Origin of the sequence: Burkholderia sp. A2, from assembly GCF_001729305.1 — a bacterium.
In the GTDB taxonomy this organism is placed as follows: Bacteria; Pseudomonadota; Gammaproteobacteria; order Burkholderiales; family Burkholderiaceae; genus Burkholderia; species Burkholderia sola.
Genome location: NZ_LZXX01000046.1, coordinates 21499 through 43020, shown reverse-complemented (window position 1 = coordinate 43020; position 21522 = coordinate 21499). Strand labels below are relative to the sequence as shown.

General features: G+C 68.3%; 24 protein-coding genes. 13 read left to right on the top strand and 11 right to left on the bottom strand.

Features of this window, described 5'->3' with window-relative positions; genetic code table 11:
• Positions 1-285: 285 nt before the first annotated feature.
• Positions 286-618, top strand: a complete 333-nt coding sequence (locus tag A9Z05_RS03810; protein ID WP_069616934.1) for a hypothetical protein — start codon at positions 286-288, stop codon at positions 616-618.
• 23 nt (positions 619-641) lie between these two features.
• A complete protein-coding gene (locus A9Z05_RS03805) occupies positions 642-863 on the top strand; it encodes a hypothetical protein (RefSeq protein WP_069616933.1) in 222 nt (73 codons plus the stop codon).
• A gap of 22 nt (positions 864-885) precedes the next feature.
• On the opposite strand, the gene A9Z05_RS03800 is transcribed toward A9Z05_RS03805, so the two are convergent.
• The 3 genes from A9Z05_RS03800 to A9Z05_RS37500 form a co-directional block, all read right to left on the bottom strand.
• Positions 886-1452, bottom strand: coding sequence for a GNAT family N-acetyltransferase (locus A9Z05_RS03800; RefSeq protein ID WP_069616932.1), 567 nt, complete (start codon positions 1450-1452; stop codon positions 886-888).
• 327 nt (positions 1453-1779) lie between these two features.
• Entirely contained in the window at positions 1780-2001 is a 222-nt protein-coding gene (locus A9Z05_RS03795; protein ID WP_050017811.1) for a hypothetical protein, read from the bottom strand.
• Positions 2002-2066: 65 nt separating this feature from the next.
• Positions 2067-2570: an HPr family phosphocarrier protein gene (locus A9Z05_RS37500; RefSeq protein WP_249190451.1), complete on the bottom strand. Its 504-nt coding sequence runs from the start codon at positions 2568-2570 to the stop codon at positions 2067-2069.
• A 128-nt stretch (positions 2571-2698) separates the two neighbouring features.
• On the opposite strand from A9Z05_RS37500, the gene A9Z05_RS03785 reads away from it, so the two are divergent.
• The gene (locus A9Z05_RS03785; protein ID WP_006498247.1) at positions 2699-3052 is read left to right on the top strand and encodes a zinc ribbon domain-containing protein YjdM; all 354 of its coding nucleotides are present in this window, start codon (positions 2699-2701) and stop codon (positions 3050-3052) included.
• 81 nt (positions 3053-3133) lie between these two features.
• Positions 3134-3970 (top strand): spermidine synthase, encoded by an 837-nt coding sequence (locus A9Z05_RS03780; protein ID WP_069616930.1) that lies wholly within the window; start codon positions 3134-3136, stop codon positions 3968-3970.
• 63 nt (positions 3971-4033) lie between these two features.
• Here A9Z05_RS03780 and A9Z05_RS03775 read toward each other — a convergent pair whose 3' ends face one another.
• Positions 4034-4219 (bottom strand): ribbon-helix-helix protein, CopG family, encoded by a 186-nt coding sequence (locus A9Z05_RS03775; RefSeq protein WP_006489181.1) that lies wholly within the window; start codon positions 4217-4219, stop codon positions 4034-4036.
• Positions 4220-4315: 96 nt separating this feature from the next.
• A complete protein-coding gene (locus A9Z05_RS03770) occupies positions 4316-5074 on the bottom strand; it encodes a YoaK family protein (protein ID WP_069616929.1) in 759 nt (252 codons plus the stop codon).
• 242 nt (positions 5075-5316) lie between these two features.
• On the opposite strand from A9Z05_RS03770, the gene A9Z05_RS03765 reads away from it, so the two are divergent.
• Complete coding sequence (locus A9Z05_RS03765; protein ID WP_050017815.1) at positions 5317-5667, top strand: hypothetical protein; 351 nt, start codon at positions 5317-5319, stop codon at positions 5665-5667.
• The gene (locus tag A9Z05_RS03760; RefSeq protein ID WP_006489184.1) at positions 5664-5876 is read left to right on the top strand and encodes a twin transmembrane helix small protein; all 213 of its coding nucleotides are present in this window, start codon (positions 5664-5666) and stop codon (positions 5874-5876) included. Before A9Z05_RS03765 ends, A9Z05_RS03760 begins: the two co-directional genes overlap by 4 nt.
• 137 nt (positions 5877-6013) lie before the next feature.
• Here the strand turns inward: A9Z05_RS03760 and A9Z05_RS03755 are convergent, their stop codons facing one another.
• From A9Z05_RS03755 to A9Z05_RS03730, 6 genes are all read right to left on the bottom strand, one after another.
• Positions 6014-7690: an ABC transporter ATP-binding protein gene (locus tag A9Z05_RS03755; RefSeq protein WP_069616928.1), complete on the bottom strand. Its 1677-nt coding sequence runs from the start codon at positions 7688-7690 to the stop codon at positions 6014-6016.
• Positions 7687-8556 (bottom strand): ABC transporter permease, encoded by an 870-nt coding sequence (locus tag A9Z05_RS03750; RefSeq protein WP_084044102.1) that lies wholly within the window; start codon positions 8554-8556, stop codon positions 7687-7689. Before A9Z05_RS03750 ends, A9Z05_RS03755 begins: the two co-directional genes overlap by 4 nt.
• A gap of 13 nt (positions 8557-8569) precedes the next feature.
• On the bottom strand, positions 8570-9580 hold the full coding sequence (locus A9Z05_RS03745) for an ABC transporter permease (protein WP_069616927.1): 1011 nt from the start codon (positions 9578-9580) through the stop codon (positions 8570-8572).
• A 61-nt stretch (positions 9581-9641) separates the two neighbouring features.
• Entirely contained in the window at positions 9642-11282 is a 1641-nt protein-coding gene (locus A9Z05_RS03740; protein ID WP_069616926.1) for an ABC transporter substrate-binding protein, read from the bottom strand.
• 76 nt (positions 11283-11358) lie between these two features.
• Entirely contained in the window at positions 11359-11934 is a 576-nt protein-coding gene (locus A9Z05_RS03735; protein ID WP_069616925.1) for a GNAT family N-acetyltransferase, read from the bottom strand.
• Positions 11931-13094: an MsnO8 family LLM class oxidoreductase gene (locus A9Z05_RS03730; RefSeq protein ID WP_069616924.1), complete on the bottom strand. Its 1164-nt coding sequence runs from the start codon at positions 13092-13094 to the stop codon at positions 11931-11933. Before A9Z05_RS03730 ends, A9Z05_RS03735 begins: the two co-directional genes overlap by 4 nt.
• Positions 13095-13441: 347 nt before the next feature.
• On the opposite strand from A9Z05_RS03730, the gene A9Z05_RS03725 reads away from it, so the two are divergent.
• The 7 genes from A9Z05_RS03725 (at position 13442) to A9Z05_RS03695 (ending at position 21378) form a co-directional block, all read left to right on the top strand.
• A complete protein-coding gene (locus tag A9Z05_RS03725; RefSeq protein WP_069616923.1) occupies positions 13442-14749 on the top strand; it encodes an NtaA/DmoA family FMN-dependent monooxygenase in 1308 nt (435 codons plus the stop codon).
• A gap of 188 nt (positions 14750-14937) precedes the next feature.
• Positions 14938-15741 (top strand): transporter substrate-binding domain-containing protein, encoded by an 804-nt coding sequence (locus tag A9Z05_RS03720; RefSeq protein WP_069616922.1) that lies wholly within the window; start codon positions 14938-14940, stop codon positions 15739-15741.
• A 4-nt stretch (positions 15742-15745) separates the two neighbouring features.
• Positions 15746-16480 (top strand): ABC transporter permease, encoded by a 735-nt coding sequence (locus A9Z05_RS03715; RefSeq protein WP_069616921.1) that lies wholly within the window; start codon positions 15746-15748, stop codon positions 16478-16480.
• Positions 16477-17244, top strand: a complete 768-nt coding sequence (locus A9Z05_RS03710; protein WP_069616920.1) for an ABC transporter permease — start codon at positions 16477-16479, stop codon at positions 17242-17244. Before A9Z05_RS03715 ends, A9Z05_RS03710 begins: the two co-directional genes overlap by 4 nt.
• A gap of 25 nt (positions 17245-17269) precedes the next feature.
• Positions 17270-18652: an LLM class flavin-dependent oxidoreductase gene (locus tag A9Z05_RS03705; protein WP_069616919.1), complete on the top strand. Its 1383-nt coding sequence runs from the start codon at positions 17270-17272 to the stop codon at positions 18650-18652.
• A gap of 102 nt (positions 18653-18754) precedes the next feature.
• Positions 18755-20323: a sugar ABC transporter ATP-binding protein gene (locus A9Z05_RS03700; protein ID WP_084044101.1), complete on the top strand. Its 1569-nt coding sequence runs from the start codon at positions 18755-18757 to the stop codon at positions 20321-20323.
• Positions 20320-21378, top strand: a complete 1059-nt coding sequence (locus A9Z05_RS03695; RefSeq protein ID WP_069616918.1) for an ABC transporter permease — start codon at positions 20320-20322, stop codon at positions 21376-21378. The genes A9Z05_RS03700 and A9Z05_RS03695 overlap by 4 nt, the downstream gene beginning before the upstream one ends.
• Positions 21379-21522: the final 144 nt, after the last annotated feature.

The following is a 21522-nucleotide window of genomic DNA, read 5'->3' as shown; positions in this document are numbered from 1 at the left end:
CGCTCGTCCCGGCCGAACCCAGGCCAGACAAGGTTAGTCGACATATCATTACAAAATATTACCGACGTCCGGGCATCCTGCTCACTACAATTCCCGAACCTGACTGACGCGCGTCGCATACTGCGATTGCATCTGTTTCCCGCTCGCATCGATTGGCTGCTTCGATGGCACGTCGCGTCATGCTGCTCGCGTGCGGAACCGGATGCGCGTGGGTCGAATCGACGCCGCGCCGGCTCCGGACGGTGCCCGCAAGCGGACAGTACGAAACATTCACGGGGAAACGACATGACGCCGTTGCAAGTCGTCCAGCGTCTCGATGCATTCACGCACGCCATCGAAGCCGCGGTGGTGCGTGCCGACTGGAACGAGGCCGTCCGGGCCGCCGAGATGCGTTCGGCGTTCATCGTTGCGCTTGCACCCAATCAACCGGCCGCGGTCGTGTCGGCGCTGATGAAGGTGCAGGAGATGGACGTTCGGATCTCCACGGTCGCGCGCGACACGCTGGAGGCGCTGATCGCGGAGGGCTGGAAAGCATTGCACGAAACCCGCTTGGCAACGAACGCACTGAGGGCGCAGCAGCGGTTGCCCGATGTCGGCGCCGCGGCCACGCGACACTAAGATTCGTTTCCTTCGGTGGTGGAATGAAATTCAAGAAACGCACCGGTCGCGTCGATGCAACGCGGTGGTTCGCCGACGGCGACCATGAACGGGTGGAGCGCCGTCACGGCGGGTGGGCGGTCGCGACGCCGGAAGGCTGGCGTTCGGTGAAGCCGGGCGACTGGATCCTGCGCGACGAATGCGGTAACTGCTGGCCGATGGACGACGGCCTCTTCGTGCATTGCTACGAACCGGCCGCCGACTGACTCGCCCGCCGGTTCGCCAAACCTATCGACTCTTGCGCGAAAACATCAGCGACTCCGCGTCGTTGAAGCGGATGCGCTGCGGCGCGCCGTAACCGGCTTTCTCCGCGACCCGGATCGACGCGACGTTGGTCGGCGCGATCAGGCACACGCTGCGCTCGAATCGCTGCTGCGCGTCGAGCCATGCGAGCGCGGTCGCGAGCGCCTCGGTCGCATAGCCATTGCCTTGCGCCCACGTCGCCAGCGCCCAGCCGGCCTCCGGCACGCCGCGAATCGACGGCTCGATGTTGCGGTGGAAATCCGCGAAGCCGAGATCGCCGACATACCGGCCCGACGCCTTTTCCCGAATCGCCCAGTACCCATAGCCGAGCAGCGGCCACAGCCCGCGATACGCGAGCATGCGCATCCACGAGTCGCGCGGCGTGGAAGGCGTGCCGTTGAAGATGTGCGCGACGACGCCGGGCTCCGCCCACATCGCGGCGAGTGCGTCGAAGTCGCCGAGCGGGTGGCCTTCGAGGATCAGGCGTGGCGTGTCGAGAACGGGCGGGGACGAGACGGGTGGCACGGCACTGATTGTCATCGGGCGTTCCATGAGGAAGGACGGCGACGCAGGGCGCCGCGCTTGGGTCCCGTACGATACCGCGTAAACGGCGATGCGGACGCAATTCCCCGCCCGCATCGGGGTGGCGTGCGCATCGCGCGGCCGGCCGCGGTTCGGCGGTGCCCGCATGGACCGGCTCGCGTGACGATGTCGCGGGCTGGCGCGTCACGCGGGGCGCTGGACGCATGCGGGCCGTGCGCGGCCGTGTGGCGAATGCGTGTCGTGACCGCCTTCGCGAACATCGGCTGCGGCGAGCGGGCGGCCCGCTGCCTGGCGGCAGTCGCGCACCACGCGGGATCGCGCCGGCGCCGGCAGGGGTTACTTGCGGCTTTTCAGAAAGGAGCGCCCTTCGGCCGTGATCGACGCGCCGGAGCGCCCGTGCGCGGGATGGCTGACGAACCCGGCGTTGACGAGCTCCCGCGCAATCGACCAGCCGAGCGCCGGCGCGTCGCGGCCGTAGCGAACATCGGCGAGGCGTTCGAGCGCCCAGATCGCGGAGGCCGACAGGTTGGGGGTGTTGGGCGTGAGAGTCTCGTTCATCGCTTCCTCGGGAAATGGCGTTTCGGGATGGACGGCGCGTGGCCGCGGGATCGTCGGCGCATGCGTCAGCTTGCTTGCAGCAACGGCAGCAGCGCGTGCAGCGCCGCTTCCTCGTCGGGGCCGGTGGCGAGCACCTGCGCCGACGTGCCGCCGTGAACCTGCAGCGACGCGATCGCGCCGCTGTCTTTTGCGTTGCTGCGGTGCCCGTTCGCGATCAGCTGGATGTCGCTGTCGAAACGGCGTGCCGCGTCGACCGCCGCGTCGCGCGCGGCACGGCCGCGATTGCGGTTCCATGCGGGGCCGATTTCAACGTACACAACGGTTGCCACGATGCTGGAAAGCCTCCGGACGGGTGGGCGGGGCGGTGCACGACATGCACGGTGCACGGTTGCGCACGTGTTGCGGACATCGGGCGGCCGGCGTGTCACGATTTCCCGCAGGGTCGCGGGGCGCCGGCCGGGCGGATTGCGCGCGCCATTCGGCGCGAACGTGCCGACATCCGCTGCGAAGGCGCATTCAAGTTCGCGGATTGTCGGAAGTGAACGATTATAATGCATCGGCCAGATCATGTGAATTGTATTATAATGCCGTGTGCGCCGATGCCGGCCCGTGGCACTGCCGGCGGGGGCGAGCGGCCGCGCCTCCGGGCGCGCAATGTGCTCGCCCGGCATCGTCGATCGACCCGAACCCTCTCCGAATGGAAGCTGCAATGAACGCCCCTGCCTGCCCGCAATGCGCGATGGAAAACACTTACCCGGACGGCGCGCTGACCGTGTGCGCGGACTGCGGCCATGAATGGTCGGCCGACGCCGGCGCCGAGGCCGGCGACGAACCGGCAGGCGACGTTGTCAAGGACGCGAACGGCAACGTGCTGTCGGACGGCGATTCGGTCGTGCTGATCAAGGACTTGCGCGTGAAGGGTTCGTCGATCACGCTGAAGATGGGCACCAAGGTCAAGAGCATCCGGCTCGTCGGCGGCGATCACGAAGTCGACTGCAAGACCGACATGGGCGGCTTCATGCTGAAGGCGTGCTATCTGAAGAAGGTCTGAGCGCACGGTCCAGGCGACCGTTGCATCCGCGTTTTCATCCGCTGTTTTTCCAGCCGCTGCTCGTCAGCCGATTACCCGCACATGGCCGAGGATCGAATTTCCTACGACGCGTTCGTCAGGTTCCTGGCGACGCCGCTGAACGACGGCCGGCCCTTCGTGCTGGAGACGCAGCACGCGGTCTCGCTGCACTTCGATCATCTCGGTACCCAGAGCTTCATGTCGCTGCGCGATCCGGTGCGGCTCGCGCTCGGCTATACGCGCGTGATGATGGGTTTTCTGCTGCTGCAGGCCGAGCCCGCACACATCTGCATGCTCGGGCTCGGCGGCGGGTCGCTCGCGAAGTACTGCTACCGCCACCTGCCCCGCACGTCGATCGACGCGGTCGAGATCAATCCGGACGTGATCGCGCTGCGCGACGTGTTCAAGATTCCTGCCGATGACGCACGCTTTCGCGTGATCTGCGCCGACGGCGCCGATCATCTGGAACGGGCGGATGTGTGCACGGACGTGATCCTGCACGATGCATTCGTCGCCGACGGCATGCGCGGCCGCTGTACGGGCGGCACGTTCCTCGATGCGTGCCGCGCGCGCCTGAGCGAAGCCGGCGTGCTCGCGATCAACTTCATGGATGATGATCCGGCATTGCCGCAGCACCTCGAGCAGTTGCGATCGGTATTCGGCTCGTCGTATGCGCTGGTGCCGTGCGGCGACGACAACAACTTCGTTGCATTCGCATGGAAGGACGGCAGCCGGCTGCCGTCGTTGCGTATCCTGCTGGAGCGGGCGCTCGCGTGCCCGCTGGCCGGGGAACTCAAGCTGGCCGCCACCGCGAGGCGGATGAAGCACGGCGAGAGCATCGATCCGCGGCGGCTGGTGTGGCGTGCGCAGTCGCACGAACGTTGGGAGATCGGCGCGTAACGGTGGCGGGGGGCTGGGGCGCCGTGGCTACCGCGCCGGCGCCGCGCGCCTTTGCGGCCGCGCTTACTTCACGCGCTTGCCGATCGCGCTGCGGGTCTTGTACGTGACGCCGTGCCGGTCGAGATATTCGCGGATCAACTGCCGCACGACTTGCGACGGCGTAAGATCCTGCTCCGCGCAGAGCATCTCGAAGGCTTCTTTCTTCGCGGGATCGATCAGGACGGTCAGGCGGGCGGTTTTCGTTTCCATGACGAGGCGAGAGTGATCAGTATGTTAATCAAATTATAATCGATGCGCTTTCGGCTCGACACTGGAAGCGCAGCAAGCGCCGCGCGTGGCGAACGATCAGCGCTTGCTGCGCAGCAGCGCGAACAGGTCGTCGAGCACCGGCACGATCGCGAGCGTGACGAGCACCGCGGCGAGCGGCACGGTCGATACGTAGCCCACATGCTTGAAGCCGATGGCGCCGGCCAGGCCGCCGATGAAGAACGACGCGAGCATCGTCGCGTGTATCCTCAGTTTCGAACGGTTGGCGATTACCGCGTGCGCGTCGACGTCGATGGCCGACCGATTCCAGTAGAACAGCTTCCCGAGCTCGATGCCGAGATCGGTCACGATGCCCGTTATGTGCGTCGTGCGGATTTCCGCACCGGACAGCTTCGTGATCGTCGCGTTCTGCAGCCCCATGATGAAGCACAGCAACGTCACGGTTACCGGCACGAAGAACGTTTCCCACAGCGCGAGGTGGCTGCCGAGCAGCCCGAACAGCAACAGCAGCGCGGCTTCGACCAGCAGCGGCAGCATGAACTGGCTGTGCAGCCCGCGGCGGCGCCCCCAGTTGACGAGGATCGCCGAGCAACTGGCGCCGATCAGGAACGACCCCAGCGAGCTGATGCCGGCGAGCGCGAGCCGCACGTCGCCGAGCGCCGTCTGGTCGGCGATCGCCGACACGATGCCGCTCATGTGCGACGTGTATTGCTTGACCGCGAGAAAGCCGCCGGCATTGGCCGCGCCGGCGACGAACGCGAGCGAAAACCCGAGCTGGCGGTTCGCGGTCGCGCTGCGGTGTTTTCCCGTCAGGTTTCGAAAGTACTGCGCTGGCATAAGGGCTTCGCTCGATCGTCGCGGATTCGCGGGTACAGCCGGAAAACCGGTGCGGATGGCGTGACGGGCACGCTGCTTGCGCCGGATCCCGGGGCTGTCGAATCATGTGATGAACATGATAATGTCATTATCATACTCTGTTGGCAGGATGGTGCTTTCAGTACAATGATGCGATGCGCCGCCGGCTGGCTGTTTCGCCGCCGAGCGGCGCTCGCTCGCGATTCCCTTCTGCTCACCGCTTCATGACCCCGATCAAGTTCATCCTTCGCTACACGGCGATCCCGTTCACGGCCATCGTCGCCGTGGTGATCTGGACCGTCATACCCTCGTCGAAAGAAATCGATGCGAGACAATATGCGGCGCTGTCGCGGGGGTATGCAAGTTTCCCGCTGCCGTTTCGACGCGAGATCTCGGACACGATGGAGCACGGCACGATCAACGACCGGCGCTACCAGGCGCTCGTGCGCGATTCGCTCGGCAACGGCGTCGCGCTGGACTGGCCGGCATCGGGTGTCGGCGGCGTCGCCGACGAGCGGCAAAAACTGGCCGAACTGATTCAGGCCGATTCGGATCTTCAAAGGCAACGGCAATGAAAACCCTGCTGGTTTCTGTGGCATTCGCGATGATCATCGCGAGCCTGATCTTCGCGCTGTACTTCATGAATCACGATCGCGGCAAATCCAAGCGGATGGCGTGGTCGCTCGCCGCGCGCGTGGGATTGTCGGTCACGTTGTTTCTGTCGTTGCTGATCGCGTACAAGCTCGGCTGGATCGAACCGACCGGGTTGCCGATCGGGCGATGACGCGCGGTTGGCGCGCGGGCGGCGGGCGGTTCGATCCCGTGCGATATCGCTCCGCGTGATCGCGCCGAGATGGACCTGACGGCGAGAACCGGCGGTCGATCAGCGCAATACGGCGGTTCGACGAGGGCGGGCAGCCGTCATGCGAGCGCGGCGAGCGTCGGTGCGGCGGCCGCGCCGGGCAGCGTCGGCAGTGCGTCCAGAAGCGACGCGGTATACGGGTGCGACGGTGCGTCGAATACCTGCGCGACCGGGCCGCTTTCGACCACGCGGCCGCGCCGCATCACGAGAATCCGGTCGGCCACGTGATGCACCACGCCCAGATCGTGCGAGATGAACAGCATCGCGGTGCCGTGTTCGGCCTGCAGATCGGCGAGCAGGTCGAGCACTTGCGCCTGGATCGACACGTCGAGCGCGCTGACCGGTTCGTCCGCGACGAGCAGCGCCGGATTGGACGCGAACGCGCGGGCGATCGCGACGCGCTGCCGCTGGCCGCCGGACAATTCACGCGGATACCGATCGAAGCATGCGGCCCCGAGCTGCACTTCGTCGAGCAGTTGCAGCACGCGGCGACGGCGCGCCTCGCCGTGAATACCGACCGCGTCGAGCCCTTCGCCGATGATCCGGCCGACCGAATAGCGTGGATCGAACGAACTGTACGGGTCCTGCGCGATCAGTTGCAGCCGTGCGCGGCGGGCGCGCCGCGCGGCTTCCGGCACGCCGTTCCACGGCTGGCCGTCGAGCGTGACGGTACCGGCGTCGGGTTCGACGAGCCCGAGCACGATTCGCGCGACCGTCGATTTTCCTGAGCCGGATTCACCGACGATGCCGAGCGTCTCGCCGCGCGCGAGGGAGAACGACACGCCGTCGACGGCGGCCGGCGCATCGCGCCCGCCATAGCGTTTCGTCAGCGCGTCGACGGCCAGCACCGGGGCCTGCGCGTCGATGCGCTTCGGCGGCAGCGGAACGCGCTCGGCGCTCGCGAGCCGGAACCCGCGTGACGCGGCGGTCGGAATCGCCGCGAGCAACGCACGCGTGTACGGATGCGCCGGTGCGCTCAGCACGTCGCGTGCCGGCCCCTGTTCGACGACCTGACCCGCGCGCATCACGAGCACGCGATCGGCCAGATCCGCGACGACCGCGAGGTCGTGGCTGATCAGCAGGATCGCGTCGCCGGCGTCCCGCCGCGCACGCAGCAGCGACAAGATCTGGCGTTGTACGGTCATGTCCAGCGCCGTGGTCGGCTCGTCGGCAATCAGCAGCGACGCGCCGCCCGCGATCGCGGTGCCGATCAGCACGCGCTGCCGCAAGCCGCCCGACAACTGATGCGGATACTGCGGCAGCCGTCGCTCGGGATCGTCGATGCCGACCGAGCGCAGCAGGTCGGCGCTGCGCGCGGCGACGTCGCGCCGACGCGTATCGTGCAACGCCTCCGCGACGAGGTCGCGCACGCGCCATAGCGGGTCGAGCGACACCAGCGCATCCTGCAGCACGTAGCCGATCCGGCGGCCCCGTATCGCGCGCCAGTCGCGCTCGCGATGGCCGCGCGCATCGGCGCCGGCGATCTCGAACCGGGCAGCGTCGATCACCGCGTGCGGGCCGTTCAGCCCGACCAGACTGCGTGCGGTGACCGACTTGCCGGAGCCCGACTCGCCGACGAGCGCGACGCATTCGCCGGCATGCACGGCAAGGTCGAGCGGGCCGACGACGGCCCGTGTGCCTCGCGGCCCGCGAAACGCGATCGTCAGGCGCTCGACGCGGGCCAGCGGCGCGGCGGTGGAAGTCGTTGCGCGCGCAACGGTATCAGGCGTGCTCATGCTGCCTCCCGGTGTTCGAAACGCGCCTGCCAGTAGCCGCCGAGCGCATTCACGGCGATCACGGCTGCGGTGATCGCGAGGCCGGGCCATACCGCGATCCACCACGCGTTGTACAGATAGTTGCGGCCTTCGGCGAGCATCAATCCCCATTCCGCGGCGGGCGGCTGCGGTCCCATTCCCAGAAAGCTCAGTCCCGAGGTGCCGATGATCGTGGTGCCCAGCCCGATCGTCGCCAGCACCGGCACCTGCGCGATCGCGTGCGGCAGCACGTGTCGCCACACCAGTACCGCCGGCGCGAGGCCGAGCGTGCGCGCGTGCTCGACATAGCCGGACGCCGCGACGACGAAGGTCTGCGCGCGCACCACGCGTGCGAAGCGCGGCACCGACGCGACGCCGAGCGCGAACACGAGGTTGACCGCGCCGGGGCCGGTGAACGAGATCAGCATCAGTGCGAGCAGCAGGTCGGGGAACGCGGACACGACGTCGAGCACGCGCGTGATCAGCTCGTCGAGCCAGCCGCGCGCGAGCCCGGCGAACAGCCCGAGCGCGGTGCCGAACAGCGTCGCGACGCCGATCGCGGCCGCGCTGATCGACAGCGAGTAGCGGGCGCCGTACACGACCCGCGAGAAGATGTCGCGGCCGAGCTGATCGGTGCCGAGCCAGTGCTCGGCGCTGCTGCCGAGTTGCGCGGACAGCGGATCGGCCGCCAGCGGGTCGTAGTGCGCGAGCCAGCCGGGTGCGACGACCGCGACCACGTTCAGCAGCAGATAGACGGCGGCGAGCGCGAGGCCTGGATGGCGGCGCAGCCAGCCGGCGGCGGCGAATGTTGCGGGCGTGCGCAACGTGAAGTCGATGGGCGTGGACAACGAAGTCTCCGGTTCAACGCGGTGCGCGGCGGTCGCGCAGGCGGGGATCGATCAGCAGGTACAGCAGGTCGACGGCCGTGCTGAGCGCGACGTAGATGGCCGCCGACAGGATCGCGATCGCGAGGATCACCGGCATGTCCTTCGACAGCACCGCGTCGACCGTCACCTTGCCGAGGCCGGGCCGGCCGAACACCTGCTCGGTGATCACCGCGCCGCTCAGCAGGCCGCCGACGAGCCAGCCGGCGAGCGTGACGGCCGGCAGCGCCGCATGGCGCAGCGCATGGCGCACGCGCAGCGCAAGCCCGCCGATGCCCCACGAACGCACCGTCAGCGCGTACGGTTCGTCGAGCGCGCGCTCGATGCCTTGCCGCAGCACGCGGCCGATCACCGCGCCCTGCGCGAGCCCGAGCGACAGCGCGGGCAGCACGAGCGACGCGAAGCCTCGATCGCCGGCCACCGGGAACAGCTTGAGCGTGAAGCTGAACACGAACAGCAGCATGATGCCGAGCCAGAACGACGGCGTCGACGCGAGCAGCAGCTCGACGCCCGATGCCGCGCGCCCGGCCCAGCGGCGGCCGGCCGTGAGCACCGCGAGGCCGACGGCGAACACGATCGTCACCACCAGCGCCGCGCCCGTCAGTTTCAGCGTCGGCCAAAGCTGGCCGAGCACGAGCGGCGCGACGTCGGTGTTCAGGATGTACGAGCGGCCGAATTCGCCGTGCAGCACGCGCCACAGGTAATGCGTGTATTGCAGCGCGAGCGGCTCGTCGAGCCCCCATTCCCGGCGGATCGCGGCTTCGATCTCCGGCGTGCTCAACTGCTCGCCGATCAGGATGCCGACGATATCGCCCGGTGCGAGATGGATGGCGATGAACGACAGCGTGACCGCGGCCCACAGCACGAGCACGCCGGTGGCGAGCCGCGTCGCGATCGGCGAACGCAGCCAGCGGCGCCATGCGGGCGGCGTCGCCGTGGCAGGCGCCGCGTCCGGGACGGAGACGAAAGCGGACGACGGACGGTTCATGGTCGATTCTCCTGTCGGGGTGGCGCGATGGGCGATGCGACGCGGGCCGGCCCGCGCCGGCCTACTTCTTCACCCACACGTCGTACGGGTTCTCGGGCATCTGCGCGAACGAGCGGAAGCGCAGCCCCTGGACCGCCTTCGCGGCCGCGATCTGGTCTTCCGGCTCGTACAGCGGCAGCGCGTACGCCTGCTCGTTGATCGCGAAGCGCTGCAGCTCGCCGTACAGCTTCTTGCGCTCGGCGACGTTCTGCGTGCGCGCGGCCGCCTGCAGCCAGCGCGTCAGCTCGGGCGCCGCCGCGCGGCTGTAGTTCAGCGCGCCGCCGCGATCGACGGGCAGGTAGTGGCCTTCGATGTCGATGCCGTCCGGCGGCGTGTTCGAGTTCGCGATCGAGCCGAACTTGCCGCTCTTGCGCGCCTCGACGTACGTGCCGTCGTCGACGTACTGGATCTTCAGGTCCACGCCGAGCCGTTGCCGCGCCTGCGCCTGTAGCGCCTGCAGCAGCACGTCGCGCTGGTCGCGCACGGTCGCCTGCGCCTGGACCACCGCGATCGTCAGCCGTTCGCCGTTCTTCGTGCGGTAGCCGCCGCTGTCGCGCGCGCTCCAGCCGGCCTCATCCAGCAGTTGATTCGCGAGCTTCGGGTTGTTGCCGTAGGTCTTTTCGATCGACGCGTCGTAGAACGGATCGATCGGCGACGTGATGCCCCATGCGCGCGTGCGCTCGCCGCGGTAGATCGACTGCACGATGCCGGTCGTGTCGAGCCCTTCGAGCAGCGCGCGGCGCACCTTCACGTCCTGCGTCGGGCCGTAGCCGACGTTCAGGAACAGCGAGTACGGCGTGCCGGTGTTGAGCGCGTGGCGGTAGGTGAAATCGGCGTTGTTGCGGATCAGCGCGGCGTCGTTGCCCGACACGCCCTCGATCACGTCGACCTGGCCGGACAGCAGCGCGCCGGTGCGGACCGATGATTCGGGCAGGAACCGGTAGACGATGCGGTCGAGGTACGCGGGGCCCTGGTGGCCGGCCGTCGGCGGCGCCCAGCGATAGTCGGGATTTTTCGCGAACTCGATTTCCTGGCCCTTCACGTAGCGGCGCAGGATGAACGGGCCGGTGCCCGCGATGTCGGGGCCGCCCGACTTCAGGCCGGGCCGGTCGAACGCGTTCGGCGACAGCAGCGGCAGCCGGCCGGCGAACGTCAGGAACGGCGCATACGGCGCGTCGAGCGTGATGACGACCGTGTGCGCGTCCGGCGTCTTGACGTCGGCGACGTGCGAGATCAGCCGCGCGAGCTGGCTGCCGGCCGCATACGACAGTTCGCGTGCGTTCAGGAAATTGCGAGCGACGGCCTTCGCGTCGAACGGCGCGCCGTCGGTGAACTTCACGCCGTCGCGCAGCGTGAACGTATAGGTCTTGCCGTCGGCGGAGACCTTGTAGCCGGTCGCGAGCCACAGCACGTAGCTGCCGTCGGGCTTCTGCGCAAGCAGGCTTTCGTATGCGTTGCGCAGCAGCAGCTCGACCTTGTCCTGGCCGTTCAGTTGCGGGTTCAGCGTGCGGGGCTCGGTTTCGACGCCCCAGGTCAGCGTGCCGCCGGCGACGGGCGCGCCCTGTGCGAACGCCGCATGCGGCAGCGCGAGTGCGAGCAGCAGTGCAGCCGATGCGGTGCGGCGCGACGCGCGCAGCGCGGAATCCGGAAATGCGAATGTCATGCGAGAAAGCCTTTTACGAGGTGGGTAGCGGTGGATGCGGTTCGCGTCGCTGCGTGGGCCCGCGCGGTACGTCACTTCATGCGTTCGCGTGGATGCGCAACGGGTTTCGGGCGGGATCGTCCGCCGCAGGATCAGCGTAGAGATCCGGGATCAAGATTTTTCTCAGCCAGACGAGCGGCGTGCCGAGCGCGTTCGTCGAGCGGTCGAACGGCTGGTAGCCGCCGCGCTCGTAATACGACTGCAACCACGGATGGTTGGTCGCGGTCGCGAGATACGTCGCGGGCGCCTTGATTTGCGACGCCAGGAACTGGGTCTCGACGTGCGCGATCAGTGCGCTTCCGAATCCCTGTCGCTTGAACGCGGGGGTGACCGCGAACCAATGCAGGAACGGATAGGGCGTGCGATTGAGTTCGCCGGATACCCATGGAAACCGCACGGTCAACGTAGCCGCGAGCGCCGTGCGGCCGTCGGGTGTCGCGTGCTCGAGCACGAACGTCGTTTCGCGCGCTACGGTCTGCGCGACGCGTTCGATCGGCGAGCGCGTGATCGTGAAGTGCACGCCCTGCGCCGCGAGCGGCGCGTAAGCGTCCTGCAGCAACGCGTAGACGGCCGGCACGTCGTCCGTGCCGGCGATGCGGATCGTATCGGTCATGGCGCGGTGCCCTCGAAGTGCGGTTGACGCGTGGCCGTGCGCGCGCTGGCGTCTCGCGCGTTCGCGTTCGCTTCGTCGTGCGCCACCATCGTGTCGTGATCGTCGTCGGCAGCCGCCCCGGCCAGCAACCGCAGCGACGCAATCCGCGGTACGGCATCGGCGAGCGGCGTGTCGACGACGAATTCCGCAATCCCGTAGCGACGATGCAACGTGTCTAACTCGCGCAGCACGTCGTCGCGCGTGCCGTGCACGATCCGCGTTTCGCGCGGGTCGATCCGGTGCGGGCCGCCGCCGGCCTGGCGGATGTATGCGTGCGCCTGTTCCAGGTTGCCGACGTTGACGGCGGGCGTGTCGCCGACCTGCACGCGAAAGCCCTGATGTCCGCTCGCGAGTCGCGCCGCCGCGTCGCGACTGTCGGCCACGATCGCGGAGACGGCCAGCAGCGGCGTACGGCCATCCGACGCCTCGCGATAGGCGTCGAACGTTCGTTCGAGATCCGTCGCGGAGGCATTCAGATGCGACGCGTAGACGAACGCCCAGCCGAGCCGCGCGGCGAGCATGGCGCTCTCCGCGCTGGCGCCGAGCAGGAATGGTTGCGCGGGCACCGGCGGGTGCGGCGTCGCGTGCAGCGTCGCGGCACCCTGACCGGCCGCATCGGCTGTCGCATCCTCACCATTGAGATAGCGATTCAATTCGTCGGCCAGATCGGCGAAGGACGCGCGCCGCGCCGGATCGTAGCCGGCCTGCAGCGCACGCGTCGACAGCGGCAGGCCGCCCGGCGCCTTGCCGATGCCGAGATCGACGCGGCCGGGCGCGAGCGACGCGAGCAGGTTGAAATTCTCCGCGATCTTGTACGGACTGTAATGTTGCAGCATGACGCCGCCCGATCCGACCCGAATGCGTCGCGTCTGCGCGAGTACGTGTGCGATCAAAATTTCCGGCGACGGGCACGCGAGCGCGGCGGTGTTGTGATGTTCGGCGAGCCAGTAACGGTGATAGCCGGCCGCATCGGCGAAGCGCGCGAGCGATACGCTGCGCGCCAGCGCGTCGGCGGCGGTTTCTCCCGGTGCAATGGGGCTCTTGTCGAGCACGCTCAAGCGGAACGGCCATGCGGACAAAGCGGAAAAATCGAAGTCGGAGCGGAGGGCGTCGAACGTCATGATGAAGCGATCGGCGCGGGTCGAAACGGCCTGATCAACGGATTTGGCATGCCGAATTATTTTGCGTCGACGGTCGCACGGTCAAACAATCAACAAGAATATCCAAAGCCGAAAATATTCGTTCCGGCCGACCAGGGGGCTTGCGTTATGGTCGTTGGCTGCGCGCCTCGCGGCGCGTGCGTGGAGCCTGCCCGACGAGCCGGCGCGAGTACGCTCGCGGTCGCGATGCCCGCAGGCATGCTCCGATTCTCCGACCGAACGGAATCACGAGGAATACGAATGAACGAGCAACGCGAACGACGTCCGGCCCTCACTGCGTGCCATCGCGCGACGACCGGAGCTGCGTCATGAGCGGCGCACGCAGACGGCTGAAGACGCTCGTCGGCGCGGCGAGCGTGCTGTATGCACCCGGCGATGCGGATGTCGCGCAGGGCGTGCGGCGCGCGGCGGCGCTTGCGCGCCGCGCGGAAGCCGAGAAGATCACCGGCCTCTTTACCGCCGACCTGCTGCAGGCCGATGCGGCCGGCCTCGCCGGGACCACCGGCAGCCAGGAGCCGATCGTCGCGCTGGCGGCGCTGAGCCAGGCGACATCGGCGATCGGGCTCGTCGCGACCGTTTCGACGACGTATCACCATCCGTACAACCTCGCGCGGCTGATCGGCACGCTCGATCACGTGAGCGGCGGCCGCGCGGCATGGAATGCAGTGACGTCGTCGGTCGGCGAGGAGAATTTCGGCGACGCGGCGCTGCCCGGCCCGGAGCAGCGTTATGCGCGCGCGGCCGAATTCGTCGAAGTCGTCAACGCGCTGTTCGACGCGAACGATCCGCGCGCGACGCGGCGCGGGCCGGGCGGCGGCATCTCGGTCGATCCGATGAAGCTCGGCGCGATCGACTATCGCGGCGCGCATTTCCAGGTGCAGGGGCCGCTGAACGTGCCGCCTTCGCCGCAACGGCGGCCCGTGCTGTTCCAGGCGGGGCAGTCGGCGAGCGGCGTGGCGCTCGGCGCGCGGTATGCGGAAGTCGTCTACACGTCGCAGCCGTCCCTCGACGATGCACGCCTGTTCGTCGCAGAACTGCACCGGCAGGCGGCCGCATTCGGCCGCGGCGACCGGCCGCCGCTCGTGATGAACTCGTTTCATTCGGTGATCGGCGAATCCGATGCGGACGTCGCGCGGCGATTGCGCGACAAGCATGAACGCATCGATTACGAACAAGGCAGGCTGAAACTTGCCGACATGCTGGGCGGCAACGTGGACCTGCGCGGCCTGCCGCTCGACCAGCCGTTGCCGGCGTCGCTGCTGCCGGCGATCGACAGCGTGCACCGCCGGCGCGGACGCGTGGCGATCTTCGTCGGCTATGCGCGCCAGCGACTGACGCTGCGCGAGCTGATCATCCGCGCGCAGGAGACGGGCCACTGGTTCGTCGCCGGCACGCCGGAGCAGCTCGCCGATGCGATCGAGACGCGCTATCGCGCGGGGCTCGTCGACGTGCTGTCGCTGCATGGGCTCGGCCAGCCGGACCAGGAAGACTTGCTGCTCAACGGCTTGCTGCCCGAGTTGCGTCGACGCGATCTGCTCGACACCGACTATGTGGGCGGCGATTTCCGCGCGAATCTGGAACTGCCGGCGTTGCGGCGCGAGGCCGTGGCGGCTTGAACGACCGATGAACCGCGTACCGCGCTGCACGTCGGACGGTACGCGGTTGCGCGCATATCGTGCATATCGCGCGATCAGATATCCATCGAAAAAATAACCATTTGGTACACGCTTCGGCGCGCATTACAGTCTCGCCTCCTGCCGGCTGCAACGCCGGTCGTTCCGACGTTATTTCAGAAACGCGCCACATGAATCGTTTGATGCATTCCAGGGCCCGCCGTGTCGCGGCCGCGCTGTTCGTGCTAGGCCTCGCGCCGGTTTCCCATGCGGCCCAGCCGACGTTGCGCGTCGGCATCGACGCCGAGTCGTACCCGCCGTTCTTTTCGAAGGATGCTTCCGGCAAGTGGAAGGGCTGGGAAGTCGACGTGCTCGATGCCGCGTGCGGCAAGCTGAACGTACGGTGCGAGCTCACCGACATCGCATGGGACGGCCTGATTCCGGCATTGCAGAATCGCAAGATCGACGTGATCTGGTCGTCGATGACGATCACCGGCGAACGGCAGAAAGCCATCGATTTCAGCCGCGCGTATTACGAATCGCCGACGGTGTTCGTCGGCGCGAAAAGCGACCGGCGCCGCGTCGACTGCGCGGCGCCCGCGACCTTCAAGGGTCGCGTGATCGGCGTCGAGGCCGGCACCAACTTCTCGGCGTTCCTCGATGCCCGCTTCAAGCAGGACGCGCAGATCAAGGCGTTCGACAAGTTCGACAACGCGCTCGCCGATCTGGTGTCCGGCCGCGTCGACTACGTGCAGGAAGGCAAGGGGCTGTTCACGGCGTTCCTCGCGTCGCGCGACGGCAAGGATTTCGAGGTCAAGGCCACGTGCGCGGACAATCCGGTGCTGGGCCTCGGCATCGGCGCGGGCGTGCGGCACGGCGATGCACTGCGCGGCAAGCTGTCGACCGCGATCGCGCAGCTGCAGCAGGACGGCACGTGGGATGCGATCACCGCCCGCTATCCGAACCTGAAAGGCACGATCGAGAAGGGCCGCTGACCCCATGGCCGCGGACGATTCGCTGCTCGCGCTGCTCGCATTCGGCGACGGCGGTTACGGCCGCGTGTTCGCGAGCGCGTTCGCGCTGACGTTCGGCGTCGCGGCGGCGTCGTTCTGCACCGGCGTGCTGCTCGGCATCGCCGGCGCGCTCGGCAAGCTGTCGCGATACCCGGCGCTCGTGTGGCTGGCGTGGCTCTACACGACGCTCGTGCGTGCACTGCCCGAACTGTTGTGCCTGCTGCTCGCGTTCTATGCGGTCGCACCGGCCATCGAGAACGCGCTGCGCGGCAGCGGCATCGTATCCGGCGACTTCGCGTTCGACCCGTTCGTCGTCGCCGTACTGTCGCTGGGTTTCATCCAGGGTGCGTATCTCACCGACATCTTCCGCGCGGCGCTCGTCAACGTCCCGATCGGCCAGATCGAAGCCGCGCACGCGTACGGGATGACGCCATGGCAGACGTTCGCGCGCATCCGGCTCCCGGCCGCCGCGCGGCTCGCGCTGCCGGGCGTCGGCAACGTGTGGCTGAACGCCACCAAGGACGCGTCGTTCATCAGCGTGCTCGGTTCGTTCACGGATTTGCTGAAGGCGAGCCAGCTCGCGGCCGGCGCGACGCGGCACTACGTGTTCTTCTACCTCGTCACGGCCGCACTGTTCCTGCTGCTGAGCATCACGTCGACCGGCCTCTTCGCGGTGCTGGAGCGGCATGCGAATCGCGGCACGAGGCGCGCGACGACATGATCTTCTCGCTACCTTTCCTGCTCGATACGGTGATGCCGAAGCTGCTCGCCGCGGTGCCGACCACGCTCGCGCTGACGCTTGTGTCGGGCGCGGCCAGCGTGCTGCTGGGCGTGCCGCTCGCGCTCGCCGCCGGTGCGCGCCATACGCCGCTGCGCTGGTCCGCGCGCAGCTGGCTCATGCTGATTCGCGGCACGCCGCTACTCGTTCAGCTCTATCTGTTGTACTACGGATTCGGGCAGATCGTTCCGCGCGAATGGATGCGCGACAGCTGGGCGTCGCCGCTGCTGCGCGACGCATTCTGGTACGCGATCGTCGCATTGAGCGTGAACGAGAGCGCGTACGTCGCGACGATCCTGCGCGGCGCGGTCGCCGGGGTACCGGCCGGCGAGATCGAGGCCGGCCACGCATACGGGATGACGCGCGTGCAGGTGCTGCGCAGCATCGTCGGCCCGCGTGCTTGGCGGCTTGCGCTGCCCGCGCTCGTCGGCGAGGCGATCCTGCTGCTGAAATCGACCGTCCTCGCATCGACCGTGACCGTGTTCGACGTGATGGGCACGGCCAATACATTGCGCTTCGAGACGTTGCGCGTATATGAACCGCTGGCCGGTGCGGCGATCGTCTATGTCGTGCTGGTCGCACTGCTGACCATTCCTGCCGCCCGTCTCGAGAAGCGCGTCAATCGCTATCTGACGCGCGTGACCGACGACCGCATGCCCGTACGGCGCCGCCGCGCGTCGTCGGGCGCGTGGGCAGCCCCCAACTGATTTCCGCCTGGTACCGATTTCGACGATGTCCGATCCTCGCCCCTTGCTGTTTTCCCTGTATGAACAAGCCAGCGTCGGCTGCGGCGGCGCGCCGAGCCTGTGGGCCCATCCCGCCGACGAACGGTTGCGCGCGAATACGCTCGCATTCTGGTCGAACCTCGCGCGCACGGCCGAGCAGGCCGATCTCGACATGCTGTTCTTCGCGGACGTGCTCGGCCTGTACGACGTCTACGGCGGGTCGGCCGACGCGGCGCTGCAGTGGGCGGTCGAGGCGCCCGCGAACGATCCGATGATGCTGATTCCGGCGCTCGTCGCGCAGACCGAGCGGCTCGCATTCGGCGTGACCGCGAGCACGACCTACGAGCACCCGTTCGCGCTCGCGCGCCGATTCAGCACGCTCGATCATCTGAGCAACGGCCGGATCGGCTGGAACATCGTGACGTCTTACCTGACGAGCGCGGCGCGCAACTTCGGGCTCGACCGGATGATCGGCCACGACGAGCGCTACGCGCGCGCGGAGGAATTTCTCGACGTCGTATACAAATTGTGGGAAGGGAGCTGGGCGGACGACGCGGTCGTTGCCGACAAGCACGCGCCGCGCTATGCGCGTGGCGACCGCGTGCGGCCGATCGTGCACGAAGGCACGCATTACCGCGTGCATGGGCCGCACGTCTGCGCGCCGTCGCCGCAGCGCTCGCCCGTGCTGATCCAGGCCGGATGGTCGGGGCGCGGGCGCGAATTCGCGGCGAAGCACGCGGAGGTCGTGTTCGTCGCGAAGTCGAATCCCCACGAGATTCGCGCGGGCCTCGACGAAATTCGACGGCTCGCGGCCGAGCGCGGTCGCGCGACGGACGACGTGAAGTCGCTGACGGTGCTGCGGATCGTGACCGCGCGCTCGTCGAGCGACGCGAAGGAGAAATATCACGCGCTGCAGCAGCACTATCACCAGCAGGCGCAACTCGTCAGCTATGCGGGCGACACCGGCATCGACATCGACCGCTATGCGGACGACGAACCGCTGACGACGCAGACGGAAGGGCTGACGTCCTACGTGGTGCGGCCGGACGGCAGCGGCAAGCCGCTCACCGCCGGCGACGTGCGGCGCAAGTTCGCGAGCGTCACGCGCGGCACCGACCTGATCCTCGTCGGCTCGCCGGACGAAGTCGCGGACCAGCTTGCCGAGCATGCACGGCAGTCGACGACGAGCGGCTACATGCTCAATCCGCTGGTCAGCCCGGGTACGCTCGACGATTTCGCCGAACTGATCGTGCCGGAACTGAAAAAGCGCGGCCTGTACCGGACGACGCCGGCGAGCGGCACCTTCCGTTCACGGCTGAGCGGGCGGGACCGCCTGCCGGACACGGCCTATGGTGCTTCGTTCCGGTTTCCCGTGGCTGAAGCCGGCTGATCAGCCGCTCGATACCGGAGGACCCTCAGCGGAGTTGCATGACATGACCGATGACGTACTGTTCCTGCTGCAGCCGCATCGTGCCGACCGGAACCTTCCGGCATGAAGAGCGCGACGAATGAAACCATGGACGCGACGCGGGGCGAAGCGCGGCCCCCTCGATCGGCGTCGCCACCGGTCCTGAGCGCCACGGGCATCGCGAAACGCTTCGACGCGACCGTCGCGCTGGCGGCGCTCGACCTGTCGATCGGCGCGGGGGAAGTCGTCGCGCTGATGGGCGCGAACGGCGCGGGCAAGTCGACCTTCGTCAAGATCCTGAGCGGCGCGCTGCAAGCGGACGGCGGCACGCTCGCATTGCGCGGCGAGCCTTATCGGCCGGCATCGCCGCACGCGGCCAAGCGGCTCGGCGTCGCGACCGTGCACCAGTCGGTGGCCGACGCCGTCGTGCCGACGCTGTCGATTGCCGACAACCTGCTGCTCGACCGACTGTGCGACCCGGCCTCGCCATGGCGCGTGCCGCCGGCCGCGCGCCGCGCTGCGGCGCAACCGCTCGCCGCGCGGGTCGGGCTCGACGTCGATCTGGCGGCGCCGCTCGCATCGCTGTCGCTGGCCGATCAGCAGCGCGTGACCCTGGCGCGTGCGCTCGCCGGACAGCCGTCGTTGCTGATTCTCGACGAACCGACCGCCAGCTTGTCCGCGGCGGAGGCCGAGCGGCTGTTCGAACGGGTGGATGCGCTGCGCCGCGATGGCGTCGCGATCCTGCTGGTGTCGCATCGGCTCGGCGATTTGCGCCGCATCGCCGATCGCGCGGCGATCGTCCGCGACGGCCGGATCGTCGCCGATCTGGCCGCGCCGATCGATTTCGACGCCGCGGTGGAAACGATGATCGGCCGGCCGTTGCCGCGTGCGCGTGCCGCAGCGCCGGAACGTGCCGGGCTGGCCGGATCCGCGGCCCGGGGCGATTCGGGCTTCAGCGCGCGGCAGATCCGGCTGACGCCGACCAGCACGCCGTTCGACCTCGATGCCCGGCGCGGCGAGATCGTCGCGATCGCGGGCCCGGTCGGCGGCGGCAAGTCGCGCTTCGCGCGGACGATCTTCGGCGCGGTGCATGCGGCGGCCGGCGAGATGACGCTCGACGGCCGGCCGTGGCGGCCACGTTCGCCGGCGGACGCGATTCGCGCCGGCGTATTCCTGGCCGGCGAGGACCGATGGCGCACGTCGTTGTTTCCCGACAGCGTCCCGTTCGCATCGATCGCTGGCACGATCGGTTTTCCGTTCCTGTCGCGCTGGTTCGCCAGCGGCGCGGTGCGCCGAACGCGCGAACGCACGGCGGCCGAGGCGGCGATCTCGCGATTCGGCATTCGCTGCGACGGGCCGGACGATCGCGTCGCGCATCTGTCCGGCGGCAATCAGCAGAAGGTCGTGCTCGCGCGCTGGCACGCCGAACCGGCGCGGCTGTTGCTGCTCGACGAGCCGTTTCAGGGCATCGATGCGGGCGCGCGCGCCGATATCGTCGATACGCTGCGGCGTCATGCGCATGAGCGTGCGACGATCGTGTTCGTCAGCGATCTCGAGGAAGCCGCCGAGATCGCCGATCGTATCGTGCGGTTCGATCGCGCCACGCTCGATTGCCTGCCTCCGACTTCTTCCATCGTGCGTGCCTGCTCATGAAACCCGCGACTTCTTCCGCCGTGCGTCATGCCGCTCCCGTCGAACGGTCGTCGCGCCCCGTGCCCGCGCGTATCCGCGATGCGCTCGAACGAACCGGCATCCTGCTCGTGCTGGCCGTCCTCGTGGTCGTGTTCGCGCTCAAGGAGCCTGCGTTCCTGAACGTCGACAATCTGTTCAGCATCCTGCAGGCGGTGTCGATCGTCGCGTTGCTCGGTGTCGGCGTGACGGTCACGCTCGCGGCCGGCGGCTTCGACCTGTCGGTCGGCAGCGTGGCCGCGACCGCGCAGATGGCCGCGAGCTACGTGCTGGTCGTCTGGCACGGCAGCGCATGGGGGGCCGTGATCGCCTGCGTCGCGCTTGGCGTGGCCGCCGGCTTGTTCAACGGCGTGCTGATTACGCGGCTGCGTGTGCCCGACCAGCTCGCGACGCTCGGCACGTTGTTCCTGCTGGCCGGCCTGCAGTTGATCCCGACCGGCGGCCGTTCGCTCGCGACCGGCTCCGTGCTGCCGGACGGCACGGACGCCACGGGCGTGTTCCCCGACGCGTTCCTCGCGCTCGGCCGGCTGCGCGTGTTCGATGTCGTACCGTTGCCGGTACTGGTGCTCGCGGCGGTGACGGTGCTGGGCTGCATCACGATGGAAGCGACGCGCTGGGGCCGCGTGATCTATGCGATCGGCGGCAACGAAACGGCCGCGCGGCTGGCCGGCGCGCCGGCCGCACGGTACCGCGTCGCCGCGTATGTCGTGTCGGGTGCGATCGCCTCGCTGGGCGGCGTGCTGATCGCTGCGCGGGTCGGCCGCGGCGACGTGAGCGCGGGGCACTCGCTGCTGCTCGACGCGGTGGCGGCCGCGCTGATCGGTTACGCGGTGTGGGGCGCGAAGCGGCCCAACGTGTTCGGCACGGTCGTCGGCGCGGTGTTCGTCGGCGTACTGCTCAACGGGCTGACGATGCTGAACGCACCCTACTATATGCAGGATTTCATCAAGGGCGTGCTGCTCGTGCTGGCCCTCGCGTTTACGTTCGGCATCGGGCGCCGGGCGGATGCCCGGGCGTGATGCGTGAGGTTGCCGAGACGCGGCTCGGTCACGAACGGGTTCGAAGGATTGGCGGGCGGGACTGTTTGTTATCCAAAGTAATATCGATTGCCGAATCGGTCGGTTTGAGTTCGCGTGCCGTGCTGATAGATTGGGCCGATATCG